The following is a 22,192-nucleotide window of genomic DNA, read 5'->3' as shown; positions in this document are numbered from 1 at the left end:
CGGCCGGATATTCGCTGATGCGATGCACTCCAGCACTAAAGCAGCCGGCTGCAAAATCAGGCAGGAAAGGCTTCTCTCCTGCCTGATGGCTCTTTGTGATTTTGATGCTTCGCAGCCAGCCCGCTTTCATCATTCTTTTTTGGAATTTTGGAAACGGGATGCTGGCGATGATGTCCGTCGATCAAGCGTTGACGAGAACCTGTTTGCCGGCGAACCAGAACGTTATCAGCTTGTTCAGCTCTTCTTCGGTCAGATCGGCAAATTCGCCGCCTTCGCGGGCCAGATCGTAGAGGCGCTCCAGCGGCTCGCGAGGATCCGCCTTGCGTGCCTTGGCGTCGCCCTTGAGCGTCTCCCACACCGAGAGCACGTACGTGCGGCGGTCGATCTCCTGCTTGCCGAGGAAATGATGCAGGCGCTCCAGCTGGTCGAAGAACCGCTCTCCAAAGCGCTCCATGCCGTCTCCGCGAAGCAGGGCGATCTCGGCGTCGTACATCGGACGCTGCTTCTTGGCATCCTTGCCGATCCACGGCGTTTCGAGAATGAAAGGCCTTCCCGCGAGCGCCTCGTGATGGACGATCGCTTGGATCGCGTCGTAGCCGAGCCAGCCCGAGCCGATCGGGGTATGGCGGTCCTTGCCGGAACCGACCGGATTTTTCGTATCGTTGACATGGACGACAGCGACCTTGTCCAGGCCTACGATCCGATCGAACTGCTCGAGAACGCCGTCCAGATCGCCGGCAAGATCGTAGCCGGCGTCATTCATATGGCAGGTATCCATGCACACGGTAAGGCGATTGTTGGCCGATACCTTGTCCATGATCTGGGCAATTTCCTCGAAGGAGCGGCCGATTTCCGTCCCTTTGCCCGCCATTGTTTCCAGTGCGATGTTCACGTCGGTCTCCTCGACTCCGGAAAGAACTTCGTTCAGACCTTCCGCGATACGGTTGATGCCGAACTCGGCATCCTTGTCCGTGTAGGCGCCGGGGTGCAGAACGATGTTGCGTACGCCGATGGCATGCGTGCGGCGGATTTCCTCCTGGAGGAAGCGGACCGCCAGCTCGAACGTATCCGGCTTGTAGGAGCCGAGATTGATGATGTATGGAGCGTGAACGACGATCTCGCCGATGCCGGCGCTCTCCATGAGAGCCCTGCCCTCTTCGATATATAGCGAATCGATCGGCTTGCGCCGGGTGTTCTGAGGCGCGCCGGTATAAATCATGAACGAGCTGGAGCCGTAAGAGATGGCTTCCTGTGCAGCCGTGACGAGCCCCTTGTCGCTGAACGACACATGGGATCCGATTTTCAACATGCTTGAGCTCCCCTTTATAAGCATTTGTCTTGCGTGAAATCATTCCTGCAGGAATGAAGTCATTCTTGTCATCGCCGAACGATCGCTTGCCCTTAATTGCAGCTGGAACCGTTCAGCTCGTATAATCAGTCTTATTTTACAGGGTGCGTCGAAATAAATCTAGGAATAGGCTATAATTTGGATGAGGTGACATCACTACGATGAAAAATGCTCCGGATTGGTTTATGTACATGATTGTGTTTTGGGCATTCGTCATGATTGGAGCCATGTCGATCGGCGGCTTCTTCATGTTCCGCAAGTTCCTTAAGGTTCTTCCCAAAAAAGACGGCAAGTCGAAGCTGGACTGGCAGAATTACTGGGTCGACCGCAGCCGCAGCCTGTGGACGGACGATTCCAAGGCGCTGCTGGACGAGCTCGTCGCTCCGGTGCCGGGACCTTTCCGCGATATAGCGAAACATTCCATCGCCGCCCAGATCGGCCAGGTCGCGGTAGAGAGCGGAGCCAGCGAAGTAACCCGCAGCCACTGCATTGAAGGCTATATCCGCGCCACTCCGAAGCGGGATTACAGGAGCCTGGTCACGTTCTTGAACAAGCAGGGCATCGACTATTCGGCCTACACGCATCTGCTCAATCGTTGACCGATTGGTTCCGACTGCTCCGGGGTAATGGGAACTACTTGAACGAACCCAACGGAGGTGCTTCAACATGAACCCGATTCAAAAACGCCAAAAGGGAGCCCGCTCGCTGAGCCTCGCTCCGGCAAGCCTTGCCTTGATGTCGATGCTCATGCTCGCATCGGGCTGCGGCGCGAAAAGCGATGCTCCGGCCAATGCAAGCGCAGCCAACAATGGCGGAGTCGTGGACTCCTCGCAAGGTGTGTCGCCTGATTCCGTCGGCGATCCCGTTGCCGAGGCAACTCCATCTCCGGACAAGGACGGCAGCATGCCCAAGGACGATCCAACGACCCAGTCCCAGGAGCAAAAAGGTTCCGGTACCTATAACGGTCTTGCCGACGGTCATTCCGTCGAGATCACGACAGATACGGACACGGTCGTCTTCCAAGCCGCCACGGATCAGATCAAGACGCTCCAGGATATCGAGACCGGCGAGAAAGTGGACTTCACTTATATTGTAAAAGAACTCGATACGGACAGCAGCGGCAAAGTCCAGCAGCGCTGGATCACATCCATTCAAAAATCTTCTTGACGGAGAGGCGGCCTGGTGCGCGCGATGAAGATTGCTATTGCGGGAGGAAGCGGATTTATCGGACAGGCGTTGACGAAGGCGCTGACTGAACGAGGCCATTCAGGATGGATATTGACCCGATCCCCCAAGGGGAAGGCTTCCACCGGAACCATTCCGGCAGGAAGCTTTTCTTCTGTGGCTTGGGATGAAGCGGAGAACAATCCCTCCCTGCTGGAGGGCGTCGATGCCGTCGTGAATCTAGCCGGCTCCTCCATCAGCCAGCGATGGACAGCCTCGGGAAAACAACGGATCTTGAACTCCAGGCTGGAAACGGCCAGCAGGCTGGCAAGGATACTCGGCAGCCTTCCCGCCAAACCTGCCGTACTCATCAACTCATCCGGAGTCAATGCTTACGGCAACTCCAGCGAGGAGACGTTTACCGAGCAGAGCCGGGTACGCTCCATGGATTTCCTTTCTTCCGTCGTGCAGAAATGGGAGCACGCGGCAGCTTCCATTCCTGCGGAGCGAACCGTGTATCTCCGAACAGGCATCGTTCTGGACCGAGACGGAGGCATCCTGCCCAAAATGCTCCTGCCCGTCCGATTATTCGCAGGAGGCCCTCTCGGCAGCGGCAAGCAATGGATTTCGTGGATCCATCTCGAAGACATCGTCCGAATGATCGTGTTCATTCTGGAGACGGCAACGATTGAAGGCCCCGTCAACGCATCGGCCCCGGAGCCGGTTCGCAACGAAGCCTTCTTTAAAATCGCCGCTGCCGCCATGAAACGGCCTTACTGGTTTCCTGTGCCGGCTCCTCTGATCAAGCTGGCTCTCGGGGAGCAGTCGGCGCTGCTTCTCGAAGGACAGCGCGTCATTCCCGTCAAAGCTCTCGAAGCCGGCTTCTCGTTCCGATATCCGACGCTAGAAGCCGCTATGGAAGAACTCCTTTAACGAGGAGCTGCATATTCATAGGAATAACCATTGACCCCCGCAAGCTGGAGAACATCCCCGTTCTCCAGCTTGTAGCTTTTATAGGGGACCATCGGCCTTCCGTTAAGAAGTGATCCGTTGCGGGAGCCGAGATCCTTGGCCAAGCATCCGGATGGACCTGCCTCCAGCTCCAAATGAATTCTTGAGACCCCGTGAGAGCGATCCACTACGGCTACTCTTCCTTCCGCACGCCCGATCTGATTCCGCGACTCGCTGAGCTCAAGCATTTCGGAGCTTCCATCCTTGGACCGGAGCAGCATATGAGGAAATGAATTGCCCTTCTTCGCAACCGTTCCGCCGCTGGCGCCCAGCCATACGGTTTTGTCCGCAGGCGGCGCATCGGGCAAAACTTCATCAAGGGGATGGCTTGTCCCATCGCCGCCATGAACCCCATCGGAAGAAAACCTCGCTTGGATGTCATGTCCAGGGGAAAGCGATTCCAGCCTGCTGCCGACAGCCTGCTGGCGAAATTTTGGCTTGGATGAAATTTCGAATGGCTTGATTGTAATGTCTAATGGCTCGCCGGATGGCTTGTCGGATGGCTTGTCGGATGGGTTGTTGGACGGCCTGTTGAATGGGGTGTCGGATGGCTCTTTGAGTGAATTATGGGAATGAATCTCGGATAATGATGGCATCCAGCGCCGGCCAGATCCCAGCTTCCCTGAATCCGGCACGAAAAGCAGACCGGCTTCCGCTTCCGCTTCCTCCATCCGTTCCACACCTATGCCTCCGCCCCTGCCCCAGAGCCAGATAAGAACGCCAGCAGCGACAGCAGCCGCTCCGCAGCAAAGGAAGAGAGAACGATTGCCGGGATCCGGCATGTAAATAACCTTCCAGGGCAAAGCTGCAGCTGCGACAACAGCGAGAGTGACGATTCCTTTATTCGGTTTGCTTTGTCCTTTGAACCGCGACGAATCCGCTTTTGACAAGCTGGAGGCTTCATCAGCCTTTGCAGAGCCTTTCCGCTTGCCTGGCCGCGCATCGGGACTGTGAACAAAAGCTGCCTCACCTCCGTCACGCTGCCCGGAAAACAAATCATTTCGGTCTGATCTTTGTCTCAGATCCGAGACCTTCTCATCCCCCCACCTCAGCGGCTCTCTTACCGCTGTGCCGCTCCATCCGGCAAAACCTTGCCGTCCTATTCGGTCGAGACTAATTGGAAAGCGCTCTTCCCCATCCGCCTCGGTGCGCAAGGAAGCCTCGCCGCTGGTTGGCACGGATGCGCAAGCTTCTTCATCAAAGGAGGCTGCATCCAGCAGCAGGGATCTGAGATCAGTCATCGGCACATTGTCATCTCCTATCGCCTGCATCAGCGCGGCGAGCCGTCCATCGGGCTGAACGGCTGCCGAGGCGCGGGCTGCCAGCGCCAGAAAGCGGATGCGCAGGGGAGGAGCCGATTGGGGGAGAGAAACGAGCGGCAGATAGACCAGTCCGATATCGTCCCAGCTGTCGCCCACGAAAATACAGCTCTCATCCAGCACCAGGTTTTCCGGCTTGAGCATATAAGGGCGGCACTCCTCGCAAATGGAAGCGACCGCCAGCATCAGGCTGTAGAATTGGGCGGCATCTCCAGCTCCTTCAGTCAGCTTGTGCTTCAGCATTTTTTTGCCGCCAAGCTTGTAGCGGAAGCGGACTTGTCCATTCCACATTTGCCATTCGACAGGAAGCAGGCCCGGCGGGATGCTGCTCTCCAGCATAGCCAGCTCAACTTCATCCAACTCTTCCCGAAGAATGCCTCCTTCCGCGGCAAGAAGCATTTCATGCTCCCGGTTCCATTCAAAATCCGCCTGAAGCGGTCCCATGCTCAAACCCTCCTTCGAATCAAGATAGCCATAATGTCATCAAGCCGGGGAGGACGGCCAGCATGAAGGGAAAGCGGACCGGCGACGTTGCCTCTCCTCCGTCGGCTGGTTCAGCTGCGGCAAGTACTGGACTCGGCAGCCCGTCTTTGCCATTGTTATCCTCCGGCGTTTGGCTTGAACGAGAATGGGGAGATTGGCCTGCCGTCCACGCTAGGACGGCGGCTTCGCCGGACAAAGCCTGCGTACCGGCCGCTGCTTTTCGAATTCTGGAGATTCTCCTCGCTATCAGGAACGCTGCCCCTCCGAGGCCCCCGTACAAAAAGGAATACAGCATCAGCTCCGTAACCGCCAGCCAGCCCAGCCATGCGCCTGCCGCGCCGAAAAGCTTGACGTCGCCGGCACCGATTCCTCCACATGCGTATAGGGCTAAGAGGGGTAGAAATCCCGCAGCCATTCCCACAGCCGCATGCAGCAAACCTTCCATCCCGGAATCGAGCGCATGCAGAAGAAAGCCGGCCGGAGCGAATGTCAGCGGCAGCCAGTTCGGAATTCTCATGCTCCGGATATCCGTGCCGAAAGCAATGCCTACCAGCAGGAAACATCCCCATAGATTCCATGCTTCCATTTGAATTTCCCCTCCTCAAATCTGCGAAGGCCGAATCAGCCAAAGCCTTTTTCACGCCTTTTTTTTGCCTTTTTCAGGCCTTTTTCATGCCTTTTTCATGCCTTTTCATGTCTTATTCATCCCTTTTTCTGGACTATGAAGGGCATGGATGCCGAGGCGCCGTCCGAAGTCGTGACCACGACTTCCCATTGTCCGGGAGTCGTATTGCCGGATACGAGCCAGGTCCATTCCACATGTCCCGAGGCATCCGCCATCTGCGTGCCCACGTGTTTGGATACGCTGTTGCCGCTTTTGTAGCGGACTTCCAGCGTGACCTGAGCTCCGGGAGAGGCGACCGCTTCAAGAGTGGCTTTGCGTCCGGGCCTAGCCGGAATCGGATAAAGCTCTGTTATTTGGACTGTCGAGGAGGAATCGGGAACACCGGCTCCGCCTTGGGATGGAAGCGGGTCCGGTATCCATACCCTCTCGGCCGCCGTTCGATGCAGGATGATTTTTTTGCCCAAAAAAGGAACTCTGATCGGAAACTCATACTCGGCCTCCAGCTTCAGAAAGCCGCTCTCTCCCCCTTCGAGATCCGGAAGAGAGAGGCTTGCCAGCGAGATTCTCGAAGGCTCCAGCGGCGTATCCTCCGCAGCCTTGCGCAAAAAAGGCTCGAACACTGCAAGGCCGACAGGCTCAGCGGCCATATCGGCGAGCGCCTTCCAGTCTCCCTGGAGCACGGCTGAGGCAAGCTCTCCTGCCGGATCCGGCAAATATGCCGCTGCCTCGGCAGCCGCCTGCCTCCAGTCGGGAAGCTGCGGCCGCGACGGGGAATCCACCTTCCGGACCGACTCGGACGTAGACTCATAGCCCGCATCTATAGAGTCTTTCGGAGCCGATTCCGGGAGCTTGCTTCCTTCCTGCTGAAGCAGCAGCATCGCCGGTCGGATATGCGCCGCCGTCTGTCGAGCCGCCCGATCCGCGGCTGCCTGAAGCGCAGTCTCTGCTGCCGAAAATTGAACGAATGCGGCCAGCAACACCAGGAACAGCAGCAGGACGGGCATGACAAGCGCGGCTTCCAAAAGGATGGAGCCTTCTTCGGCTCGCGCGGCTCCATTCGTTCGTGGAGACTTGCTCCCCCTTTCCAAGGGAATGCGAGGAGAAGCGGGCTGCCGCCAAGGAGCCGAACAACGAAATCTCCTGAAGGGTTTCAGTAGGACCAGCCTGCTCGCGTAGACCATTCATACCGTCCTCCATCTCCATGTTCAGGGCCGCCTCTGCCAAGCAGCCTCGCTGCTCCCGTCAGGAACCACAGCCGCATGGAAGCCTGCACCTCCACCGTCGCGCCTGTCGGCACGGAAGCCAGATTCGTCCCCGTGTTGAGCTCGATGATCGCTATCATCCGGCTGAGACGGGAATCTTCGGAACCATGCAGCAAATAAAACAGCCTCAAGTAATCCAAATAGGACAGCTCTGCCGGAACATATTTGGATATAGGAGCCTGGCCGGTTGCAAGAATCGCTCTCACATCCCCGATTGCTTCTCTCAATCCATAAACCGCAGCCATCGCCAGCACCAGCAGCGGATGTCCGGCTGCGCGACTCTCGATCAATCCCTCCATGGTCCGGACTGCCAGGCGGAAAGCAAACAGCTCGCCGTATGCGGCTCCAAGATTTCCAGATGGATGGCTGAAGCCATATAGGATGTATTCCATTTCCTGGTTTTCCAGCGATGTCATAGCCGTCAAAGCCGAATCTTGCCGGACTCCTTCCCCGTCTTGCCGCCGGGGTTCTCCGGCGGGTCCGCTCAAGCCCGAAATCAGGCTGTCGAGCATGCGCGGGTCCGCAGAGCTGAACCGCTGGGCTGCATACTGCGCCGTGAACAGCCGCTCCCCGCCTTGGGACAGCAAAGCCCCCATGCCGGAGAATACGCCTCCAGCCAGCTTTTGCGAGCCTTTTACGGCTTCATCGGCTCCGCCGCTGCCAAAGACTCCTTCAAACGATGATTTGTCCCCGCCGGCCTTTCCATTGCCGGCCTCGTCAGTGCCGTCTCCCTCTTCCTGCAGCCGATTGAAGTCCATGCTGGCCTTGAACAAGCTGTCTGCATGGCGGAAAGCTTCCAAGTCCTCCTCGGTTCCCTTCAATCCTTCCACTGCATTCAGCAGCTGCTCTGCTTCCCTCCAGAGTGAAGCGGCTTTCTTCTTTTCAGCTTTCCGCTCTTCTTTTCGGCTGTCCGCATTGCCGATGCTCCTGGCCTGTTCGGCCAGCATAACGCCTGGCGCGATCCATTTCTCCTCATAAGATCTCCATTGGCGGTACAGCTCTTGCTCATGAATGGACAAACGGCTTGCCCATGACACCGAACGCTCCTCCAATGCCCGACGAAGTCCGATTGCCGCAGCTTGAGCAGATGAAGAAAGGCTGCGGAAATTGTCGCGCTGCTCCAGAACGTTTTTTTCCGCTTGGGAAAACCAGTTCTCTCCAAGCAGCATATCCGATGCGCCATCCAGCACGGACACCGATCCAGGAACGGAGCCGGCGGCAGCAGAGCTGCCGGCTGGCAGCCGGTAGGATGAATTCCCGGCCCCATTGCGCCCATCCAGCACGGCTTTCATCTCAAGCTCCGCCCTCCTGGCTGCTCCAAGCTGTCCTAAAGCTTCATCCAGAACGGAATCATGGCTTCCAGCTGCATCCGCAGCCAGCTGAAGCTTCGCGGACACTGCCGCGGCTCTGCTTTCGTAGCTCGCAATTTCGGACGAATGGGAATATGGCGGCGGCAAAGGAATCGGCGTTGCGCCCGGACTGGGCGACGGAAGGCCAGCAGCCGCCTCCTGCCATGCTCGGGCTGCCGCTTCATCCAGAGAAATCCATTCCAAATAAAGAGGATATTCGGCAGATATCGAATGGAGCTCAGATGCTTCCGCTCCATTCGAGCCTCCCGTTCCGATCAAAACGCCATAGCCGCTTCGGCTTGCATGATTCGCTGCCGTTTGCTGCTGCTTCAGCAGCATGTTCTCAAGCGCTTGCTGCCTCCTGTCGAATGCCTGCTCGAGACTTCCCAGCTTATCCACGGCGGCAGCCGTTTGACCCATCGCTTCGGAGAGCGGACGGAACTTATCGATCAGCTCCAGCGTCAGATCGATAGGGGCTTTGTATTTCATCTCCTGCATGATCTGACGGCCGAAGATGCGGCGGTCTCCCAGAAAAGCCGCAGGCTGCAACGAGCTTTCGGAAACCTCCATATCAAGCCATTGCAACCGGATGGAATCGCCGGGAGCATTACGCCCCGAGCCGGTTGCGAGACCAAGCTGCACCGCTTCGGCCAGCAGCGCTCCGCCGTCGGTGCCTCCGCGGCCGAACAATCCGTATCGCTCGTAGAGCGCCTCATCGTAAGCGGATAAGACGGAGCGGACGCCGGTCTGCGCCAAGCCTTCAAGCTTGTGGCGGAAGGAAGAGATTCTCGAATAGTCAATCAATACCGCCATCAACAAAAGCAGAGCTGCCGAAGCTGCGCATGCCCAGATCGTAACAGCGCCTTGAGTGCCGTCTTCCGGCAGCCTTTTTTTGCGACAGGCTTCTTCATTCTTATTGGGCTCCTCCATAATTCTGCAGCACCTTTCCGGCCTTGTCCGGGGAGATATCCTCCGAAGTTCGGAATTTCGCCGTGTAGTATCGGACAAGATCGATCGAACGGATAAATTCGACCGGGTCGGAAGGCTGAGCCTTGGCGGCCGCGCCGATCTTCCTGCCGCCCGGTAGATCAATCGGAACAGAAGGATAAAGTCTTGTCTCGATCATGCCGTGCACGCCGCGCAAGTAACGCATCTCTCCCGTCCATGATTCGTTCAGCCTATCGCCTGCCTTGGCGAGCTTGACGGCAGGCAGATCATAAGGTACGGCGCCTCGGCGGTCCAATGGGTAGGCCGATATAGACTCCGCCGGCTGGCCCATATTCATCATGCCTCGTAGAAGTCCATCCTCCGTCAGCCTCCAATACAACCCGTCGTCTTCGCCTGCCGGCGGCAGGCCCGAAGCCGCATCGCGCCTGCTGTTGTCCCAGCGGAAAGCCGCCGCTTCGGATGCCATGACCGCTCCGGAGTAGAAGACTCCTTGCTGAAAAAGGTACAAAGCAACGATGAAATACAGAAACAAGGCGCCGAATAGCAGCGGGAAGACGGTGCTCGCCTCCAGCGTAAAGCTTCCTCCGGTGGAGCTGCAGAGCTTACGGATACGGTCATTCAAAGATCGTATTGGCCTGATCATCCGCTTTTCCCATCAGATTATTGATCAGCTCGATGATCCAGTCCTTGAACAATAGCGCGATAATAATGACGACAGCGATAATCAGAATGACCTCCAGCGTACCGAGACCGTCCTCCGACCTCCCGAATTTTTTTGCCGCCTTTTTGCAGCTGTACCATACTGCTGTGCTCATCCAGACCGCCTCCAATTAATGTAATGTTGACCATAAAAGATTCGTTGCCTAAAGTCAGTTCATCAGCAGCATCGCGGGAGCTCCGACAAGGACCATGAGCAGAAAGAAAATCCCTGTCAGCGGAAACACCAGCTTGGAAGAAGCTTCCTCTCCGCGAATGCGGGCCAGGCTTTTGCGTTTCTCCCACAATGGATGGGAGATCTCGCGCAAGGATAGAGCGAGCTGTTCGCCGCCGCGACGATAATTGAGCAAAAGCACCGTCGTAAAGACCGACACTTCCTGAACGGCGCAGCGGCGGCTGAACGCTTCCATGGCGGCGGCGAACGACAACCCGTTGCCCATGGCATGGACGGCGCGTCCCAGCTCTACATGCAGCAGCCTCTCCAGACCTCCTCCTGCCTCGCAGGCTGCGCATCTCGCCAATGCTTTCTGCATCGTTTCTCCGGCTCCGACGAGCAGCATCAGCTTGACCAGCAAGTCAGGCAAGGCAAGCAGCAAGGCTTGTTTTCGCTTGTTCAGGGATTCCCGGATGCCCCGGATCCTGGAGGCCGGAATCAGCGCTCCGCATGCAAGCCCCAGCCAGGCGACAGCCTGCTCTCCGGCGGCAGCGGCGAGCAGCAAGCCGGCCAGAGCGGCCCCGCATCCTTGTAAGCAAGCCAGAGCCAGAAAGTGCCGGGTACGGTCCGGAGTCCATGCTTCTCCATTCAGGATGATCATGGAGGCGTGCAAGCCCGCTACATGCTCCTCGATGCGCGGCATCAGTCCGGCCTCTTCCACCGCCTGGAGCAACGCTGGGGCTCCGAAGCAAGCGGCAAGAGCCGGCTTGTCCCAGCGGAGCAGGACAGCAGGCAGCGGCCTGCCGCCGGCCGCCGCATGCCTCCACGCGGCGGTCAGCCATGCGGAAGCCATCAATCCAGCCATCCATAATGTCCACATGGATTTATTCCTCCTTTTTACAATCGGATAGCCATGATCCTCATCATCAGCCACCCGCATGCCGCCAGCATCAACAAGGCGGCTGTAATCACGATATACCCTTCAGGCGCTGCGTAAAGGGGGACCATATAGTCCGGCGCCGAACCGTGCAGAAAAGCCATGAAAGCGAAGGGAACGCCTGTCATGATTCTGGCTTCGAAACGCTTGCGGGAAATCATGACATCAATCTCCTGGTTGATTTCGATTTTCTCCCCGATCGTTTGGGAGGTGCGCCGTATGATCTCGATCAGATTGCCGCCTGTCCTCTTGCATGTAATGAAAACGTCGGCGAACTGCCGGATCTCCTCCACCCCGGACCGCGAGGCGAAGTCGGCAAGCCCGGCCTCCAGCGGGTCGCCGTTGCCGCATCGATGCCGGATCGCTTCCAGCTCGAGCATGAGATCGGAGCGAGACTCCGGGTACATGAGACGCAGGTCGTCAAGCGAGGCGAAAAAAGCGTTCTCTACCGACCTCCCGGCCGCTAGAGAGGATGACAGCGAAAACAGCATTTCCTTGAATTGCAGCCTAAGCTTGGCTTGGCGTCTGCGCCGCAAATAGTCCCTGTATTTCCTCGGGACCAGAAGCCCCGCAATCGAGCAGGCGGCGGCGGCCGGTACGGACAAATAGAACAAATAAACGGCGGCGAATACTGCCGTGGACCCCGCTCCCGCGGAAACGGCGAATTGCTTGCGTGTCAAGGAGAAGACGGAATAATCCGGCAGCCGGATGCGGCAGGCAGATTGTGATCTTGCGGGCTCCCAGCCGAGCCGGGCTGCCAGCAGCCCCGCCTTGACGGGATCAATTCTTTTCAGGCGGCTGTTCAACTGCTGACACCCCCGCTTCTATCGGATCGAAACCGCAGCGAACCCATTTGTCCATGCGGGCCAGCGGAATGGGCAGCCGTCGGAGCCGGCCTCTCCCCGCTCCATCCTCATACCGGAACAAGGTCTCCAGCTGGATGTCCCCGTCCTTCATTCCGGTCACCTGCACGACTTCCTGCACTTTGCGGGAATGATCGCGCATCCGGGACAAATGAACGATGATATCCAGCGCGGAAGCGAGCTGCTGCCGGATAGCCGCGAGCGGAAGCTCAGCCGCACCGCTCAATACCATCGTCTCAAGCCGGCTCAGCATGTCCTTGGCGCTGTTGCTATGGCCGGTACCCATGCTTCCCGAGTGCCCGGTATTCATGGCAGCCAGCATGTCGAGCGCTTCGGCTCCTCTCACTTCCCCGACGATGATCCGATCCGGACGCATGCGCAGGGAAGCTCGGATCAGCTGTCTCATCGGAATCTCCCCCTTCCCCTCGGTATTGGCATTCCGCGTCTCCAGAGACACCAGGTTCGGCGCCTTCAATTGAAGCTCAGCCGAGTCCTCGATCGTGATGAGCCGCTCATCCGGCGGGATGAACCTGGACAAGGCGTTCAGAAAGGTCGTTTTGCCCGTACCGGTGCCGCCGCTGATGAAAAGGTTGAATCCCGCTCGGACCAGCTGCGCCAGAAATGCTGCCGCTTCCTCGTCCAGACAGCCGGCCGCGATCAAATCGTCCATGAGCAGAGGCTGCTTGGGAAATTTCCGTATCGTCAGAACCGGGCCCTGCAAGGCTATCGGCGGCAGCACGATATGAACTCTCGATCCATCGGGCAGGCGCGCATCTACAATCGGGGAGGATTCGTTGACGACCCGGTTAACAGCGGCTACGATCGATTGGATGAGATCCTCCAGCCGCTCGCGGCTCTCGAAGGAAAGAGGCAGGCATTCCAGCTTGCCGGACCGCTCCGCAAAAATCGTCTCGTGCCCGTTGATCATAATCTCCGTAACCGAGTCGTCATTCAGCAGCGGCTGAAGCACATCCAATCCCCGGAAGGAATGATAGAGCCGCTTGACCAGCGCCAGCCTGTCGGTAGAAGTCAGTCTGGCGCCTCCCGGCCATTCGGCCACAGTCGCCTCTATCGCCGCCGTCAATCCCGAGTCGCTGATCTCTCCGCTCATGTCGACCAGGGAGCGGACCCTGGAGCGAAGCGAGGCGATTTCCTGCCGCAAGTCTTGTTCCCGGACATAACCAGGGCTGCCTGTCCCGTATCGTGCGCCAGCCTCGGAGCGGTTCATCCGGCAAGCTCCGGAAGCATTCGCCGCAGAAGCTGCCGCACCGTGTTGGCATAAGCGGGACTTACGGTCCCGCCCTCGCGGTATTGGGCCATGACGGGAAGGGCAGCCGCATAGTCTAGCTGCGGATCCCTGGCGGCCGGCCCCCGGCCGCCCGTCAGCTCCGCCGCTTTCTGCGAATCTGGCCTTGCCATGGCTTGCACGAACAAAACCTTCCGCTCTTCCATCCTGAGCCCGTCCGGGTATGCTCTCGCCGCGTAGTCCAGCGCCGAGCGAGTTTTCGCGATTGAGGATTCCGATGAGGGGACAAGCCAGACGATGCGGCCGCTCCGCTGCCAGATCGATGCAGCGGCCTCGTCCAGCAGGCTGTCCATATCCGCTACGATGAAATCGTAAAACCCGCCGCCGGCAAGAAAATCGAGCAGCAGGACAGCATCCTCGCCGGTCATGGCCAGCCGTTCCTCCGGTCCCGGAGACGGCGGGAAATAGTCGCATTTCACCGCGCTGCTGAACGTACGGATTTGCGCAAGCTGCCGGGCCGCATCCTGCTTGCCCGCCTTGAGGCAGTAAAGCAGCCTGCCGACTCCTCCTTCCATTTCGGGGGTGCTGGAGCCTGAGCCGAGAAAAACCTCCGAAGCCTCCCATACCTCGAAGTTGAGGTACAGCACCCGCTGGCCCTGCGCCGCCGCTTGCCGGGCAAGCTCTATGGAAAGCACCGTCTTGCCCTGCCCTCCTGCCGGATCGTAGACGGCTGCTACAAACGCTCTCCCGTCTGCCGATGTCCTGAGCGCATCTGTCCCCGCATGCACCGCTTCCATAGATGCGATCAGCTCCGGAAGCGGTCTGAACTGAAGCAGCTCCGGATGTCCGCCTCCCTCCCCCCGCCTTCTGACAAGAACAGCCAGCCTGGAAACCGGACAGGCTTTCTCGGCTTCATGGATGAATGCGGGCTCGACCAGAACCAGATCTACCGGATACCCTCCCTTCAAATAACCGCGAAGACTATCCGGCGTCGTGCAAGCCGTTACCCGCCATCTGCCGCCGGGCATATCCCGCATATATTCGCTTAAGCGCCTGGCGTACTCGCCGTCGGCAGCCAGAATAAGATCAAGCTTTCCCATGGAGTCCTCCTTCATGGAGACGCAAAAAAGCACCGCAAACGCAACAGGGGGTACCCTGATCGTTCGCGGTGCTTCCGCATGACCAAAATTTAGTTGAATTCACTATATCACGGAGATTAAAATCCCGTCAATCTTCTTTCTCGTCAGCCTTTGGCGGAGAGGCTGGCCTGCATCTTGTTCCAGTCAGCCGTAAATCTCTCGATGCCGATATCCGTCAATGGATGCTTCCACAGCGACGGCAGCAAGGAGCCCGGGATCGTAGCGATATGCGCTCCGGCGACCGCAGCCTGCTTCACATGCTCCAGATTGCGCACGCTGGCTACGATGATCTCGGTCTGGAACTTGTAATTGTTGATAATCGTCGTCAAATCACGCACAAGATCCATGCCCGTCATGCCGATGTCGTCCAGCCTGCCGACGAACGGACTGATGAACGTCGCTCCCGCCTTGGCCGCCATGAGCCCTTGAGCGGCGGAGAATACGAGCGTCACATTGGTTTTGATTCCTTTTTGGGAGAGTGCATGGGTCGTGAACAGGCCGTCTTCCGTCAGGGGGACCTTGATGACGACGTTCGGCGCCCATTCCGCTATTTCCAGCGCTTCCTTGAGCATTTCATCGCTCGTGGAGCCCGTGACCTCGGCGCTGACCGGACCGGATACGATGCTGCAGATTTCCTGCACGACTTCCTTGAATATGCGGCCTTCCTTGGCAACCAGCGTCGGATTCGTGGTCACTCCGTCTACAAGACCCAGCTTGGCGATCCGTTTGATTTCCTCGACATTGGCGGTATCCAAAAAGAATTTCATGCTTCTCCTGCCTCCTGTTCATATGTCCATCCGTTTTTTTACCCTTTCGGCCAAAAAGACAAACCATGAATCCGCCGGCTGTGCCGCCGTCAAGCGCAGCCGGAATGTCCAAAGCCCCGACCTTTAACATGCTCGTCTACACCGGCAGCTTATTCCACCTTTTCCGCCGCCGGGTTCAACTTTTTCAGGGCTTCTTCCTCCGTCCGCTTGAAGCTCGAAAAGCTTTCGCCCGGGTCAAGCATACTCCCGACGCCAGCGGCGATTCAAGAGCCTTTATGGAATCTTCATGGAGAGCGGAATGGCTTGCTTATGAGCGGGCATACCGCTGAGAGCAGCTGCAGCGATGAAAGGAAAACCCCTTTCCTCCATCCCGGCGGGAATGGAGAAAAGGGGTTCGAATTATTCTTCCGTCAGCTCCATGAACTGGCGGATGTCTTCGCTGGTCAGCGCGACCGCGCTTTGCCAGAATCCGGCCTGCTGCAGATTCACTCCCAGATGCTTGAGCGCCAGCTCCTCTACGGTCATGCTGCCCGTATCACGGAGAAGGTCGACGTAGCGGGACGCGAAGGAAGGGCCTTCCTCCTTGGCTTTGGCGTACAGGCCTGCGCTGAACAGGTAGCCGAAGGTGTACGGGAAGTTGTAGAAAGGAACATCCGTAATGTAGAAATGAAGCTTCGCAGCCCAAAAATGAGGATGCGCCTCGTCAAGCACGCCGCTGAACGCTTCGCGCTGGGCTTCGACCATAAGTTCGTTCAGGCGCTCGACGGATACTTCGCCGTTGCGGCGCTCTTCGTAGAAGCGGACCTCGAACAGGAGCCGGGCATGGATGTTCATGTAGAACGAAACGCCGTTCTGGATTTTCAGCTCCAGCAGCGACAGTTTTTCTTCTTTGGTCTTCGCCTGCTCGAGCTGGGATTCCGCCACAATCATCTCGGCGAAGGTCGAAGCCGTCTCGGCCACGTTCATCGCATAGTTCTGAGAGAACGCCGGCAGCCCGTCCATGACGTATTGATGGTAGGCATGTCCGAGCTCATGGGCAAGCGTAGACACATTGTCCTCCGTCCCGGAGTAGGTCATGAAGATACGGGTCTGTCCCGTCGCGGGGAACGAGGTGCAGAAGCCGCCAGGACGTTTGCCGGGGCGGTCTTCCGCCTCGATCCAGCCTTCGCGGAAAGCCTTGTCGGCGAACTCGGCCAGCGCCGGGTCGAACTTGGCGAATTGCTCGCGGATCAGGTCGCAGCCTTCCTCGTATGGAATATGCTTCGAAGCACCGCCGATCGGCGCCGTGATGTCATGCCAAGCCAGCTTTTCAAGCCCGAGCAGCTTGGCCTTGCGCTCGAAGTAGCGCACCAGATCCTGCTTGCCTTCGTTGATCGCTCCCCACATGGCATCCAGCGTCGACTGTGTCATCCGGTTGACCTTGAGCGGCTCCTTGAGGACGTCGCTCCAGCCGCGGCGGTCATACAGCTTGAGCCTGAAGCCGGAAATATGGTTCAGCGCATCGGCGCAAAGCTGGGCATGCTCCGCCCATTCGCGCTCCCACTCGGCGAAGGACTCGGCCCGCACGGCGCGGTCCGCCTCGAACAAACGGTTGAACATCTGGCCTGCGGAAAGCTCCTTCTCCTGACCGTCCTTGTCCTTGGCGCGGAACTTCGCGCGGGAGACGATGCGGCTGTACAGATTGCCCCAGCCATGGTAGCCGTCGACGGCCAGGTCGGCCGCCAGCGCTTCCAGCTCCGGACTCAGCTTGTCCTTGGCGTTCTGGCGCCGCTCGTTGAGGTAGAAGCGGACCGGAGAGCTCTGTACCCAGCCGTCCCAGATGGAATCCGGAGTGCGGCTGATGAGGTCGTCGAAGCGGGTCAGCGCGATGAGATAGTCGGCTTCCAGGGACTGGATGCGGCCATTAAGAGCGGTAGCCGCTGTATTGTCCACATTTTCCGCCATCAGGCAGCCGACGAAGGAAGCAGCCTCGTGCAGGCGCACCTGGATGGATTGGAGGGTATCCGTCCACTCCTCCAGCTGTTCCGGCCTGGCTCCCGGAACGCCTTCCGAACCGGAAGAAGCCAGCATCGTTTGGCTGATGCGGGCAATGTCGGCCTTCACGCCCTTGAGAACTTCCTCCAGCTCCGGGGATGCGGCTCCCCCTTTGAAAAAGACATCCAAATCCCATGTCAGCGGGTATGTATTGGTTTCCATGGACGGTCTCCTTTCGGCAGGCAGCTGCCCGCCATGGGCTATCCGGCAGAAGCATTCGGTTTGCACCGCCGGCGTTCCCGTTGTATAACTGAATTATATCGCCAATCCGCTCCGACGCGCTACCCTGTTCTGCGGAGACGGAACCGGCCTGAGGAGGCACCGCCATGTCCAGACCCCTGCAGCTGTCAGCCGAAACCGCGGTTCGGCTGGCCAAAGAGCTTAACATTCCGCTGGAGCATCTCATGCATATGCCCCGCCACATTCTGCTTCAGAAGATGGCCGAGCTTGCCAAAAATACGCCGGATACCGCGAACGAGGCGGAATCCGCACCCGATCCGCAGCAAGGCGATACCCATGATCCCGTTTGAAAAGGCGTTGCCTTACGACGTGATGATGAAGGACGTCTATGTAACCTGTCCCTTCTGCGGAACCGACCATGTCCTGCTTCCCTTGAAGCCCGCCGATCTGAAAAGCGTATCTTCCGGAGCCAAAAGGCTGCTCGTATTTCCATGCTGCCACAGCAGGGTCACGCTGGTCGATGCCGACAAGGACTACCTGCTCACCGACACCGATCTTCACCGCCTTCACTAATTTTGGAAGTCCCTATCAGCCTTGCTGCTGCTCAGGGACTTCTTTTTGCTGTTCAAGTCCGCCGCTCCTGCCTTCAAGCAAAAGAGGCTGGAGTCATTTTGCGCCCAAGCAATGAAAAAAAGGCGCGCCCGTCACCATGACGGGCGAACGCCCTGCTTGCATTTATACAAGGAATGAACCTCAGCCGATAGCCTGCGCTTCATAACCTCCGCTTGCTTGCGGAATGCCCCCCATCATCCATTCAGGCGCATCCTCGTTTCCTTCGCGCACCAGCTGCCACTGGCTGCGGCTTGCCTTGATCATCGCGGCGTCCACAATCCGCTTGTCGTTCACCACTCTGGAGAACCACCACACCGCCTCCTTCCGTTCGCCGAGACGCCTGTGCAGCTCTCCGATCAGGTACATGAGCTTGGCGTCATTGTCCACTTTCTCGGTTTCGTACACCCGCCGATAAGATTCCAGCGCATGCCGGAGAAACCGCATCTCCTGGCCGCTGTCGCCCTCATCCCGGTACAGCCAGGCGATATGATGGAGAAGTCCGGCGATCAAACGATCCTTGTCCTGCGCGGCTACGGCACTGAGCAGGGCCAGCTTGTAGCAGTCCAAAGCCTGGCTGCTCGTGCGCGCACCGCTATAGCTGCGGGGCTGCCACATCCGTCCATACAGGGAATAATAGTTCTCCTTCTGCGCATCGGTAAGGCTGCTCAAGCTGTTCTCCGTCGTTGAAAAGCCGCATTGCGGGCAAACCCGGACAACATAATAGTCGGCATGAATTCCCTTGAAATGAGAACAGAAATCGGTGTCGACCGCTACGGCCCGCTTGAAGCTCGGGCGGACACGGGGTGTCTCGAATCCGTTGCCGCAGCAGGGGCACAGTGCTGCGGTCTGATATAGCGGCTCCATGTGGAGATCATCTCCTTAACTTTCGTTGCCTCCGTCCGAAGCGGTATTAACGAAATGATGGGCAGGTCCCGACAGCCGCTCGAGCACATGGGACTTCAAATCCTCCGGCATGCCGATCTCCTCCAAAGCTCCGCTCATGCAGGCGAGCCAAGCATCGGCATGTTCCTTCGTAATCGCGAAAGGAAGATGGCGGGCGCGCATCATCGGATGGCCGTGCTGGTCGGAAAACAGAGAAGGTCCGCCGAAAAACTGGGTAAGGAATTGGATTTGCTTTTCCATAACCGGCCCGATATCCCGCTGAAACAGCGGAGACAGCAGCTCGTTCTTTTGGACTCTAGGATAAAAGGCCTCCACCATTCTTGCTACGGTCTCATGACCGCCCATCAATTCGTATAGGCTGTTATATCTATTCATCGGCAATAATTGCCTCCCTTATTAGTTCTTTAGTCTTGTTTTCTTCTTCTTCACGAAAGCCTTTACATACAAAAAAACGCCCGCTTCCGCGGGCATTTGGAATGTGGTTATAGTAGGATTCTTCAGCTATCGTATTCTTCTTCACCAGGAGCCATAAGGGACTCGCGAATCACATACACAAAAGCACAGACCAGAATGCCGGCGACAATACTCATGTCCATCACTCCAAGCATGGTAAAGGTAATGCTATTGTACCATATCGCCCCGTAAATGCCACCCCTTTTTGCAAGCGTTTTCTAATGATTTTTTTCATCATTTGGATTTTTCCGACTTCTCCACCTTTGCCTTCAGGCTGCCTGCGATTCGGCTTCTGTTTGTCCATCGCTGGTCATATCTTAAAGTTAACCAGGCTTCATAAGGAGGAACGGATCGTTACATGGCAAGAATGCTGCTACACCCCAGTACCGTGACCGCCTTCTGCGCGGCGCTGCTCGCAGCGCTGATGGCCGTTTTTCCCGAACCGGTCCTCCACTCTTCCCTAAGAGGACTAGCCATCTGGTGGGAAGTCCTTTTTCCTGCGCTCTTTCCTTTTTTCGTCATCTCGGAGCTGATGCTCGGCATAGGAATCGTCCACTTCATGGGCAAGCTGATGGATCCGTTCATGCGCCCGCTTTTTCGGATTCCCGGCAGCGGCGGCTTCGTGCTTGCGATGGGCTATCTGTCAGGGTATCCGGTCGGCGCCAGGCTCACCTCCCAACTGCGGGATCAGCAGCTCCTGACCCGAGTGGAAGGAGAACGGCTCGTCGCCATCACGACGACCTCGGATCCCATTTTTCTGATCGGAGCCGTGTCGGTCGGCTTCTTCCACCAGTCGGCTCTCGCCCCTATTCTTGCAGCCGCTCATTATGGCGGCAGCCTCATCATCGGCGTGCTCATGCGTTTCCACGGTGCCACGGAACCTGAGACAGCCTCCCGAGCCGGAAAGTCCGGTACCGGAAAGCCGCAGCGCGGCCTAAGCGCGGCCTTGAAGGCGATGCACGAAGCAAGGCTGCTCGACGGACGCTCCTTCAGCGTGCTGCTCAAGGATTCCATCGCTTCCGGCCTCAGGCTCATGGTCGTTGTCGGAGGTCTCGTCGTCGTGTTCTCCGTGTTGATGGAGCTTCTGCGCCAAGCCTCGGTGCTTGGGGCGCTGGAGCATTTCTTCGCGGCCTTGTTTGTTCGATTCGGCTTGTCCGGCGATATGGCCGCTCCTTTCGTAAGCGGCCTGTTCGAGGTCACTCTCGGCGCCAAGGCTTCCGCCGAAGCCGGAGTTCCGCTCATCCATCAGGCAGCGGCCGCCGCATGGGTGCTTAGCTGGGCCGGTCTGTCCGTCCACGCCCAGATCGCCAGCCTGCTCAGCCATACCGGCTTGCGCTACCGTCCCTTCCTGCTCGCAAGGCTCGCGCACAGCCTTATCGCGGCGGCGCTTGTCTATCTGCTGTGGGGGTGGCTCGGACCGGGCTGAAGTGCGTTCGACATTGTTTTCACGCCGGTTTTCCGCTATCATCAGGTTATCCTGTTTGTTTCGGAAGGAGCGCCATTCTTGATCAATTATGTGGTACTCAGCAGAGGCGACCGGTATTCCAATGAATTGACGGAGCGTTTCCACCTGCTGGCTGCGTCACGAGGCTTCGTCCGCAACGACAAGAAGCCGGATACCGTCGTTTCCATTGGCGGGGATGGAACCCTGCTCCATGCTTTCCATACTTATTTGGACCGAGTCGATGACATTGCCTTCGTCGGCGTCCATACCGGCCATCTCGGCTTTTATGCCGACTGGAAGGCCGATGAGATCGAGCAGCTCGTGGAGATGATGGCCGAGCAGAAGCCGCGCATCGTCCGTTACCCCATTGCCCAGATCGAGCTGGATACTCCGGAGGGAGCAACCGGATATTTGGCCTTGAACGAATTCACGCTCAAGGGCGTCGACGGCACTCTTGTCGTGCAGGTCAACATCAACGACGAGCCCTTCGAAACCTTCCGCGGCGACGGCATGGTCATCTCGACGCCGTCGGGCAGCACCGCTTACAACAAGAGCCTCAACGGAGCAGTCATCCACCCGTCCATTCCTTCCCTGCAGCTCGCGGAGATCGCATCGATCAACAACCGCGTCTACCGGACGCTCGGCACCTCGGTCATCCTGCCCGAGCATCACCACTGCGACATCGTGTCCAAAAAGGATCAGAGGCTGCTGCTCACGATCGATCATCTGAGCATCGAGAGGGCCGATATCCGCTCCATCCGCTGCAGCGTCGCTCCTGCCAAGATCAGCTTCGCCCGCTACCGTCCGTTCCCTTTCTGGAACCGCGTGCGCGATGCGTTCATCGACTTCAGCGACAACTGAAATCGGACGAGCAGGCAACGATAAAAAAGGATGTTCCCGAAGCACGGCATAGCCGGCTTGCAGGGAACATCCTTTTTTTGACGCTCAGCTGGTCGGAGGCGGGGTCGGAGGCGGAGACGGACGCTTCTTGCTTCCGCCGGACTTCTGCTCCGCTCCCTGGCCTGCGCTCGCCGAGTCGCCGTCGCGGCGGGGATAACCGCCGCTCCTGCCGGAGCGCCGCTTGCCCCCCGACTGATGCTCGCGCCGTTCGCTGCGAGCTTCGGGGGCCGCTTCGCGCGTGCGTTCCGCAGCCGCCGCTTGGCCGCGCCGCTCCCGCCGGCTCTCGCCGCCGCTCTGCTCGCGGCGTTCGCCTCCGCCTTCAGCGGCGGGCTCG

At 58.2% G+C, this 22,192-nt stretch carries 24 protein-coding genes; 7 read left to right on the top strand and 17 right to left on the bottom strand.

The genetic code is table 11. The features are described from left to right. Positions 1 to 181 precede the first annotated feature (181 nt). On the bottom strand, positions 182 to 1,309 hold the full coding sequence (locus tag VE23_RS23710) for a deoxyribonuclease IV (RefSeq protein WP_048747083.1): 1,128 nt from the start codon (positions 1,307 to 1,309) through the stop codon (positions 182 to 184). 200 nt (positions 1,310 to 1,509) lie between these two features. Between VE23_RS23710 and VE23_RS23705 the strand changes: the two genes are divergently transcribed. The 3 genes from VE23_RS23705 (at position 1,510) to VE23_RS23695 (ending at position 3,445) form a co-directional block, all read left to right on the top strand. Then, a complete protein-coding gene (locus VE23_RS23705) occupies positions 1,510 to 1,947 on the top strand; it encodes a DUF2621 domain-containing protein (protein ID WP_048747085.1) in 438 nt (145 codons plus the stop codon). 67 nt (positions 1,948 to 2,014) lie between these two features. Continuing rightward, positions 2,015 to 2,515 (top strand): hypothetical protein, encoded by a 501-nt coding sequence (locus VE23_RS23700; protein WP_048747087.1) that lies wholly within the window; start codon positions 2,015 to 2,017, stop codon positions 2,513 to 2,515. Positions 2,516 to 2,539: 24 nt separating this feature from the next. Next, complete coding sequence (locus VE23_RS23695; protein WP_049869347.1) at positions 2,540 to 3,445, top strand: TIGR01777 family oxidoreductase; 906 nt, start codon at positions 2,540 to 2,542, stop codon at positions 3,443 to 3,445. Here VE23_RS23695 and VE23_RS23690 read toward each other — a convergent pair. The 12 genes from VE23_RS23690 to VE23_RS23635 all read right to left on the bottom strand — a co-directional run bounded on the left by VE23_RS23690 (position 3,442) and on the right by VE23_RS23635 (position 17,528). Next, positions 3,442 to 5,286, bottom strand: coding sequence for a DUF6382 domain-containing protein (locus VE23_RS23690; RefSeq protein ID WP_049869346.1), 1,845 nt, complete (start codon positions 5,284 to 5,286; stop codon positions 3,442 to 3,444). The two genes, VE23_RS23695 and VE23_RS23690, sit on opposite strands and share 4 nt — an antisense overlap. A 19-nt stretch (positions 5,287 to 5,305) precedes the next feature. Beyond that, positions 5,306 to 5,911: an A24 family peptidase gene (locus VE23_RS23685; RefSeq protein ID WP_049869345.1), complete on the bottom strand. Its 606-nt coding sequence runs from the start codon at positions 5,909 to 5,911 to the stop codon at positions 5,306 to 5,308. Between the two features lie 116 nt (positions 5,912 to 6,027). After that, positions 6,028 to 6,972 carry a hypothetical protein gene (locus tag VE23_RS23680; protein ID WP_049869344.1) on the bottom strand — a complete coding sequence of 315 codons (945 nt, stop codon included), beginning with the start codon at positions 6,970 to 6,972 and terminating at the stop codon, positions 6,028 to 6,030. Between the two features lie 128 nt (positions 6,973 to 7,100). Beyond that, positions 7,101 to 9,491: a hypothetical protein gene (locus tag VE23_RS23675; RefSeq protein WP_049869342.1), complete on the bottom strand. Its 2,391-nt coding sequence runs from the start codon at positions 9,489 to 9,491 to the stop codon at positions 7,101 to 7,103. After that, on the bottom strand, positions 9,475 to 10,131 hold the full coding sequence (locus VE23_RS23670) for a hypothetical protein (RefSeq protein ID WP_048747092.1): 657 nt from the start codon (positions 10,129 to 10,131) through the stop codon (positions 9,475 to 9,477). Before VE23_RS23670 ends, VE23_RS23675 begins: the two co-directional genes overlap by 17 nt. Further along, on the bottom strand, positions 10,124 to 10,324 hold the full coding sequence (locus tag VE23_RS23665; protein ID WP_049869340.1) for a Flp1 family type IVb pilin: 201 nt from the start codon (positions 10,322 to 10,324) through the stop codon (positions 10,124 to 10,126). Before VE23_RS23665 ends, VE23_RS23670 begins: the two co-directional genes overlap by 8 nt. 54 nt (positions 10,325 to 10,378) lie before the next feature. Then, positions 10,379 to 11,260, bottom strand: coding sequence for a type II secretion system F family protein (locus tag VE23_RS23660; RefSeq protein WP_049869339.1), 882 nt, complete (start codon positions 11,258 to 11,260; stop codon positions 10,379 to 10,381). A gap of 17 nt (positions 11,261 to 11,277) precedes the next feature. Further along, positions 11,278 to 12,123: a type II secretion system F family protein gene (locus tag VE23_RS23655; protein ID WP_232317026.1), complete on the bottom strand. Its 846-nt coding sequence runs from the start codon at positions 12,121 to 12,123 to the stop codon at positions 11,278 to 11,280. Then, entirely contained in the window at positions 12,098 to 13,291 is a 1,194-nt protein-coding gene (locus VE23_RS23650) for a CpaF family protein (RefSeq protein ID WP_083436470.1), read from the bottom strand. Before VE23_RS23650 ends, VE23_RS23655 begins: the two co-directional genes overlap by 26 nt. Before the next feature lie 113 nt (positions 13,292 to 13,404). After that, positions 13,405 to 14,526 carry a hypothetical protein gene (locus tag VE23_RS23645; RefSeq protein ID WP_049869338.1) on the bottom strand — a complete coding sequence of 374 codons (1,122 nt, stop codon included), beginning with the start codon at positions 14,524 to 14,526 and terminating at the stop codon, positions 13,405 to 13,407. Between the two features lie 143 nt (positions 14,527 to 14,669). After that, positions 14,670 to 15,332, bottom strand: a complete 663-nt coding sequence (gene fsa / locus VE23_RS23640) for a fructose-6-phosphate aldolase (RefSeq protein ID WP_021880812.1) — start codon at positions 15,330 to 15,332, stop codon at positions 14,670 to 14,672. 399 nt (positions 15,333 to 15,731) lie between these two features. After that, a complete protein-coding gene (locus VE23_RS23635) occupies positions 15,732 to 17,528 on the bottom strand; it encodes a M3 family oligoendopeptidase (RefSeq protein ID WP_048747564.1) in 1,797 nt (598 codons plus the stop codon). Between the two features lie 164 nt (positions 17,529 to 17,692). Between VE23_RS23635 and VE23_RS23630 the strand changes: the two genes are divergently transcribed. Together VE23_RS23630 and VE23_RS23625 are read left to right on the top strand one after the other, a co-directional pair. Beyond that, entirely contained in the window at positions 17,693 to 17,896 is a 204-nt protein-coding gene (locus VE23_RS23630) for a YycC family protein (protein ID WP_021880809.1), read from the top strand. Next, positions 17,883 to 18,119 carry a hypothetical protein gene (locus VE23_RS23625; RefSeq protein WP_049869337.1) on the top strand — a complete coding sequence of 79 codons (237 nt, stop codon included), beginning with the start codon at positions 17,883 to 17,885 and terminating at the stop codon, positions 18,117 to 18,119. The genes VE23_RS23630 and VE23_RS23625 overlap by 14 nt, the downstream gene beginning before the upstream one ends. A gap of 180 nt (positions 18,120 to 18,299) precedes the next feature. Here VE23_RS23625 and VE23_RS23620 read toward each other — a convergent pair whose 3' ends face one another. The 3 genes from VE23_RS23620 to VE23_RS26760 all read right to left on the bottom strand — a co-directional run bounded on the left by VE23_RS23620 (position 18,300) and on the right by VE23_RS26760 (position 19,818). Next, positions 18,300 to 19,022: a DUF2225 domain-containing protein gene (locus VE23_RS23620; RefSeq protein ID WP_069202520.1), complete on the bottom strand. Its 723-nt coding sequence runs from the start codon at positions 19,020 to 19,022 to the stop codon at positions 18,300 to 18,302. A gap of 15 nt (positions 19,023 to 19,037) precedes the next feature. After that, the gene (locus tag VE23_RS23615) at positions 19,038 to 19,436 is read right to left on the bottom strand and encodes a globin domain-containing protein (RefSeq protein ID WP_049869336.1); all 399 of its coding nucleotides are present in this window, start codon (positions 19,434 to 19,436) and stop codon (positions 19,038 to 19,040) included. A gap of 220 nt (positions 19,437 to 19,656) precedes the next feature. Then, positions 19,657 to 19,818, bottom strand: a complete 162-nt coding sequence (locus VE23_RS26760; RefSeq protein ID WP_157054040.1) for a hypothetical protein — start codon at positions 19,816 to 19,818, stop codon at positions 19,657 to 19,659. 54 nt (positions 19,819 to 19,872) lie between these two features. Between VE23_RS26760 and ylbJ the strand changes: the two genes are divergently transcribed. Both ylbJ and VE23_RS23605 read left to right on the top strand, forming a co-directional pair. After that, positions 19,873 to 20,940 (top strand): sporulation integral membrane protein YlbJ, encoded by a 1,068-nt coding sequence (gene ylbJ, locus VE23_RS23610; protein WP_049869334.1) that lies wholly within the window; start codon positions 19,873 to 19,875, stop codon positions 20,938 to 20,940. A gap of 81 nt (positions 20,941 to 21,021) precedes the next feature. Next, positions 21,022 to 21,819: an NAD kinase gene (locus tag VE23_RS23605; protein WP_048747565.1), complete on the top strand. Its 798-nt coding sequence runs from the start codon at positions 21,022 to 21,024 to the stop codon at positions 21,817 to 21,819. A gap of 84 nt (positions 21,820 to 21,903) precedes the next feature. On the opposite strand, the gene VE23_RS27150 is transcribed toward VE23_RS23605, so the two are convergent. Beyond that, a partial coding sequence (locus tag VE23_RS27150) for a hypothetical protein (protein ID WP_198156209.1) occupies positions 21,904 to 22,192 on the bottom strand: 289 nt, incomplete at its 5' end.

It is taken from the genome of Paenibacillus sp. D9 (genome assembly GCF_001188365.1).
Classification (GTDB): Bacteria; Bacillota; Bacilli; order Paenibacillales; family Paenibacillaceae; genus Paenibacillus_O; species Paenibacillus_O humicus.
This window is presented reverse-complemented; position numbering and strand designations above follow the sequence as displayed.

Coding starts and splice junctions, on each gene's coding strand:
- VE23_RS23700 (WP_048747087.1), top strand. CDS start 2,015: ATGAACCCGATTCAAAAACGCCAAAAGGGAGCCCGCTCGCTGAGCCTC.
- VE23_RS23615 (WP_049869336.1), bottom strand. CDS start 19,436: ATGAATAGATATAACAGCCTATACGAATTGATGGGCGGTCATGAGACC.
- VE23_RS23620 (WP_069202520.1), bottom strand. CDS start 19,022: ATGGAGCCGCTATATCAGACCGCAGCACTGTGCCCCTGCTGCGGCAAC.
- VE23_RS23665 (WP_049869340.1), bottom strand. CDS start 10,324: ATGAGCACAGCAGTATGGTACAGCTGCAAAAAGGCGGCAAAAAAATTC.
- VE23_RS23705 (WP_048747085.1), top strand. CDS start 1,510: ATGAAAAATGCTCCGGATTGGTTTATGTACATGATTGTGTTTTGGGCA.
- VE23_RS23635 (WP_048747564.1), bottom strand. CDS start 17,528: ATGGAAACCAATACATACCCGCTGACATGGGATTTGGATGTCTTTTTC.
- VE23_RS23690 (WP_049869346.1), bottom strand. CDS start 5,286: ATGGGACCGCTTCAGGCGGATTTTGAATGGAACCGGGAGCATGAAATG.
- VE23_RS23685 (WP_049869345.1), bottom strand. CDS start 5,911: ATGGAAGCATGGAATCTATGGGGATGTTTCCTGCTGGTAGGCATTGCT.
- VE23_RS23625 (WP_049869337.1), top strand. CDS start 17,883: ATGATCCCGTTTGAAAAGGCGTTGCCTTACGACGTGATGATGAAGGAC.
- VE23_RS23710 (WP_048747083.1), bottom strand. CDS start 1,309: ATGTTGAAAATCGGATCCCATGTGTCGTTCAGCGACAAGGGGCTCGTC.
- VE23_RS23630 (WP_021880809.1), top strand. CDS start 17,693: ATGTCCAGACCCCTGCAGCTGTCAGCCGAAACCGCGGTTCGGCTGGCC.
- VE23_RS26760 (WP_157054040.1), bottom strand. CDS start 19,818: ATGGACAAACAGAAGCCGAATCGCAGGCAGCCTGAAGGCAAAGGTGGA.
- VE23_RS23650 (WP_083436470.1), bottom strand. CDS start 13,291: ATGAGCGGAGAGATCAGCGACTCGGGATTGACGGCGGCGATAGAGGCG.
- fsa (WP_021880812.1), bottom strand. CDS start 15,332: ATGAAATTCTTTTTGGATACCGCCAATGTCGAGGAAATCAAACGGATC.
- VE23_RS23645 (WP_049869338.1), bottom strand. CDS start 14,526: ATGGGAAAGCTTGATCTTATTCTGGCTGCCGACGGCGAGTACGCCAGG.
- VE23_RS23675 (WP_049869342.1), bottom strand. CDS start 9,491: ATGGAGGAGCCCAATAAGAATGAAGAAGCCTGTCGCAAAAAAAGGCTG.
- VE23_RS23695 (WP_049869347.1), top strand. CDS start 2,540: ATGAAGATTGCTATTGCGGGAGGAAGCGGATTTATCGGACAGGCGTTG.
- VE23_RS23660 (WP_049869339.1), bottom strand. CDS start 11,260: ATGTGGACATTATGGATGGCTGGATTGATGGCTTCCGCATGGCTGACC.
- ylbJ (WP_049869334.1), top strand. CDS start 19,873: ATGGCAAGAATGCTGCTACACCCCAGTACCGTGACCGCCTTCTGCGCG.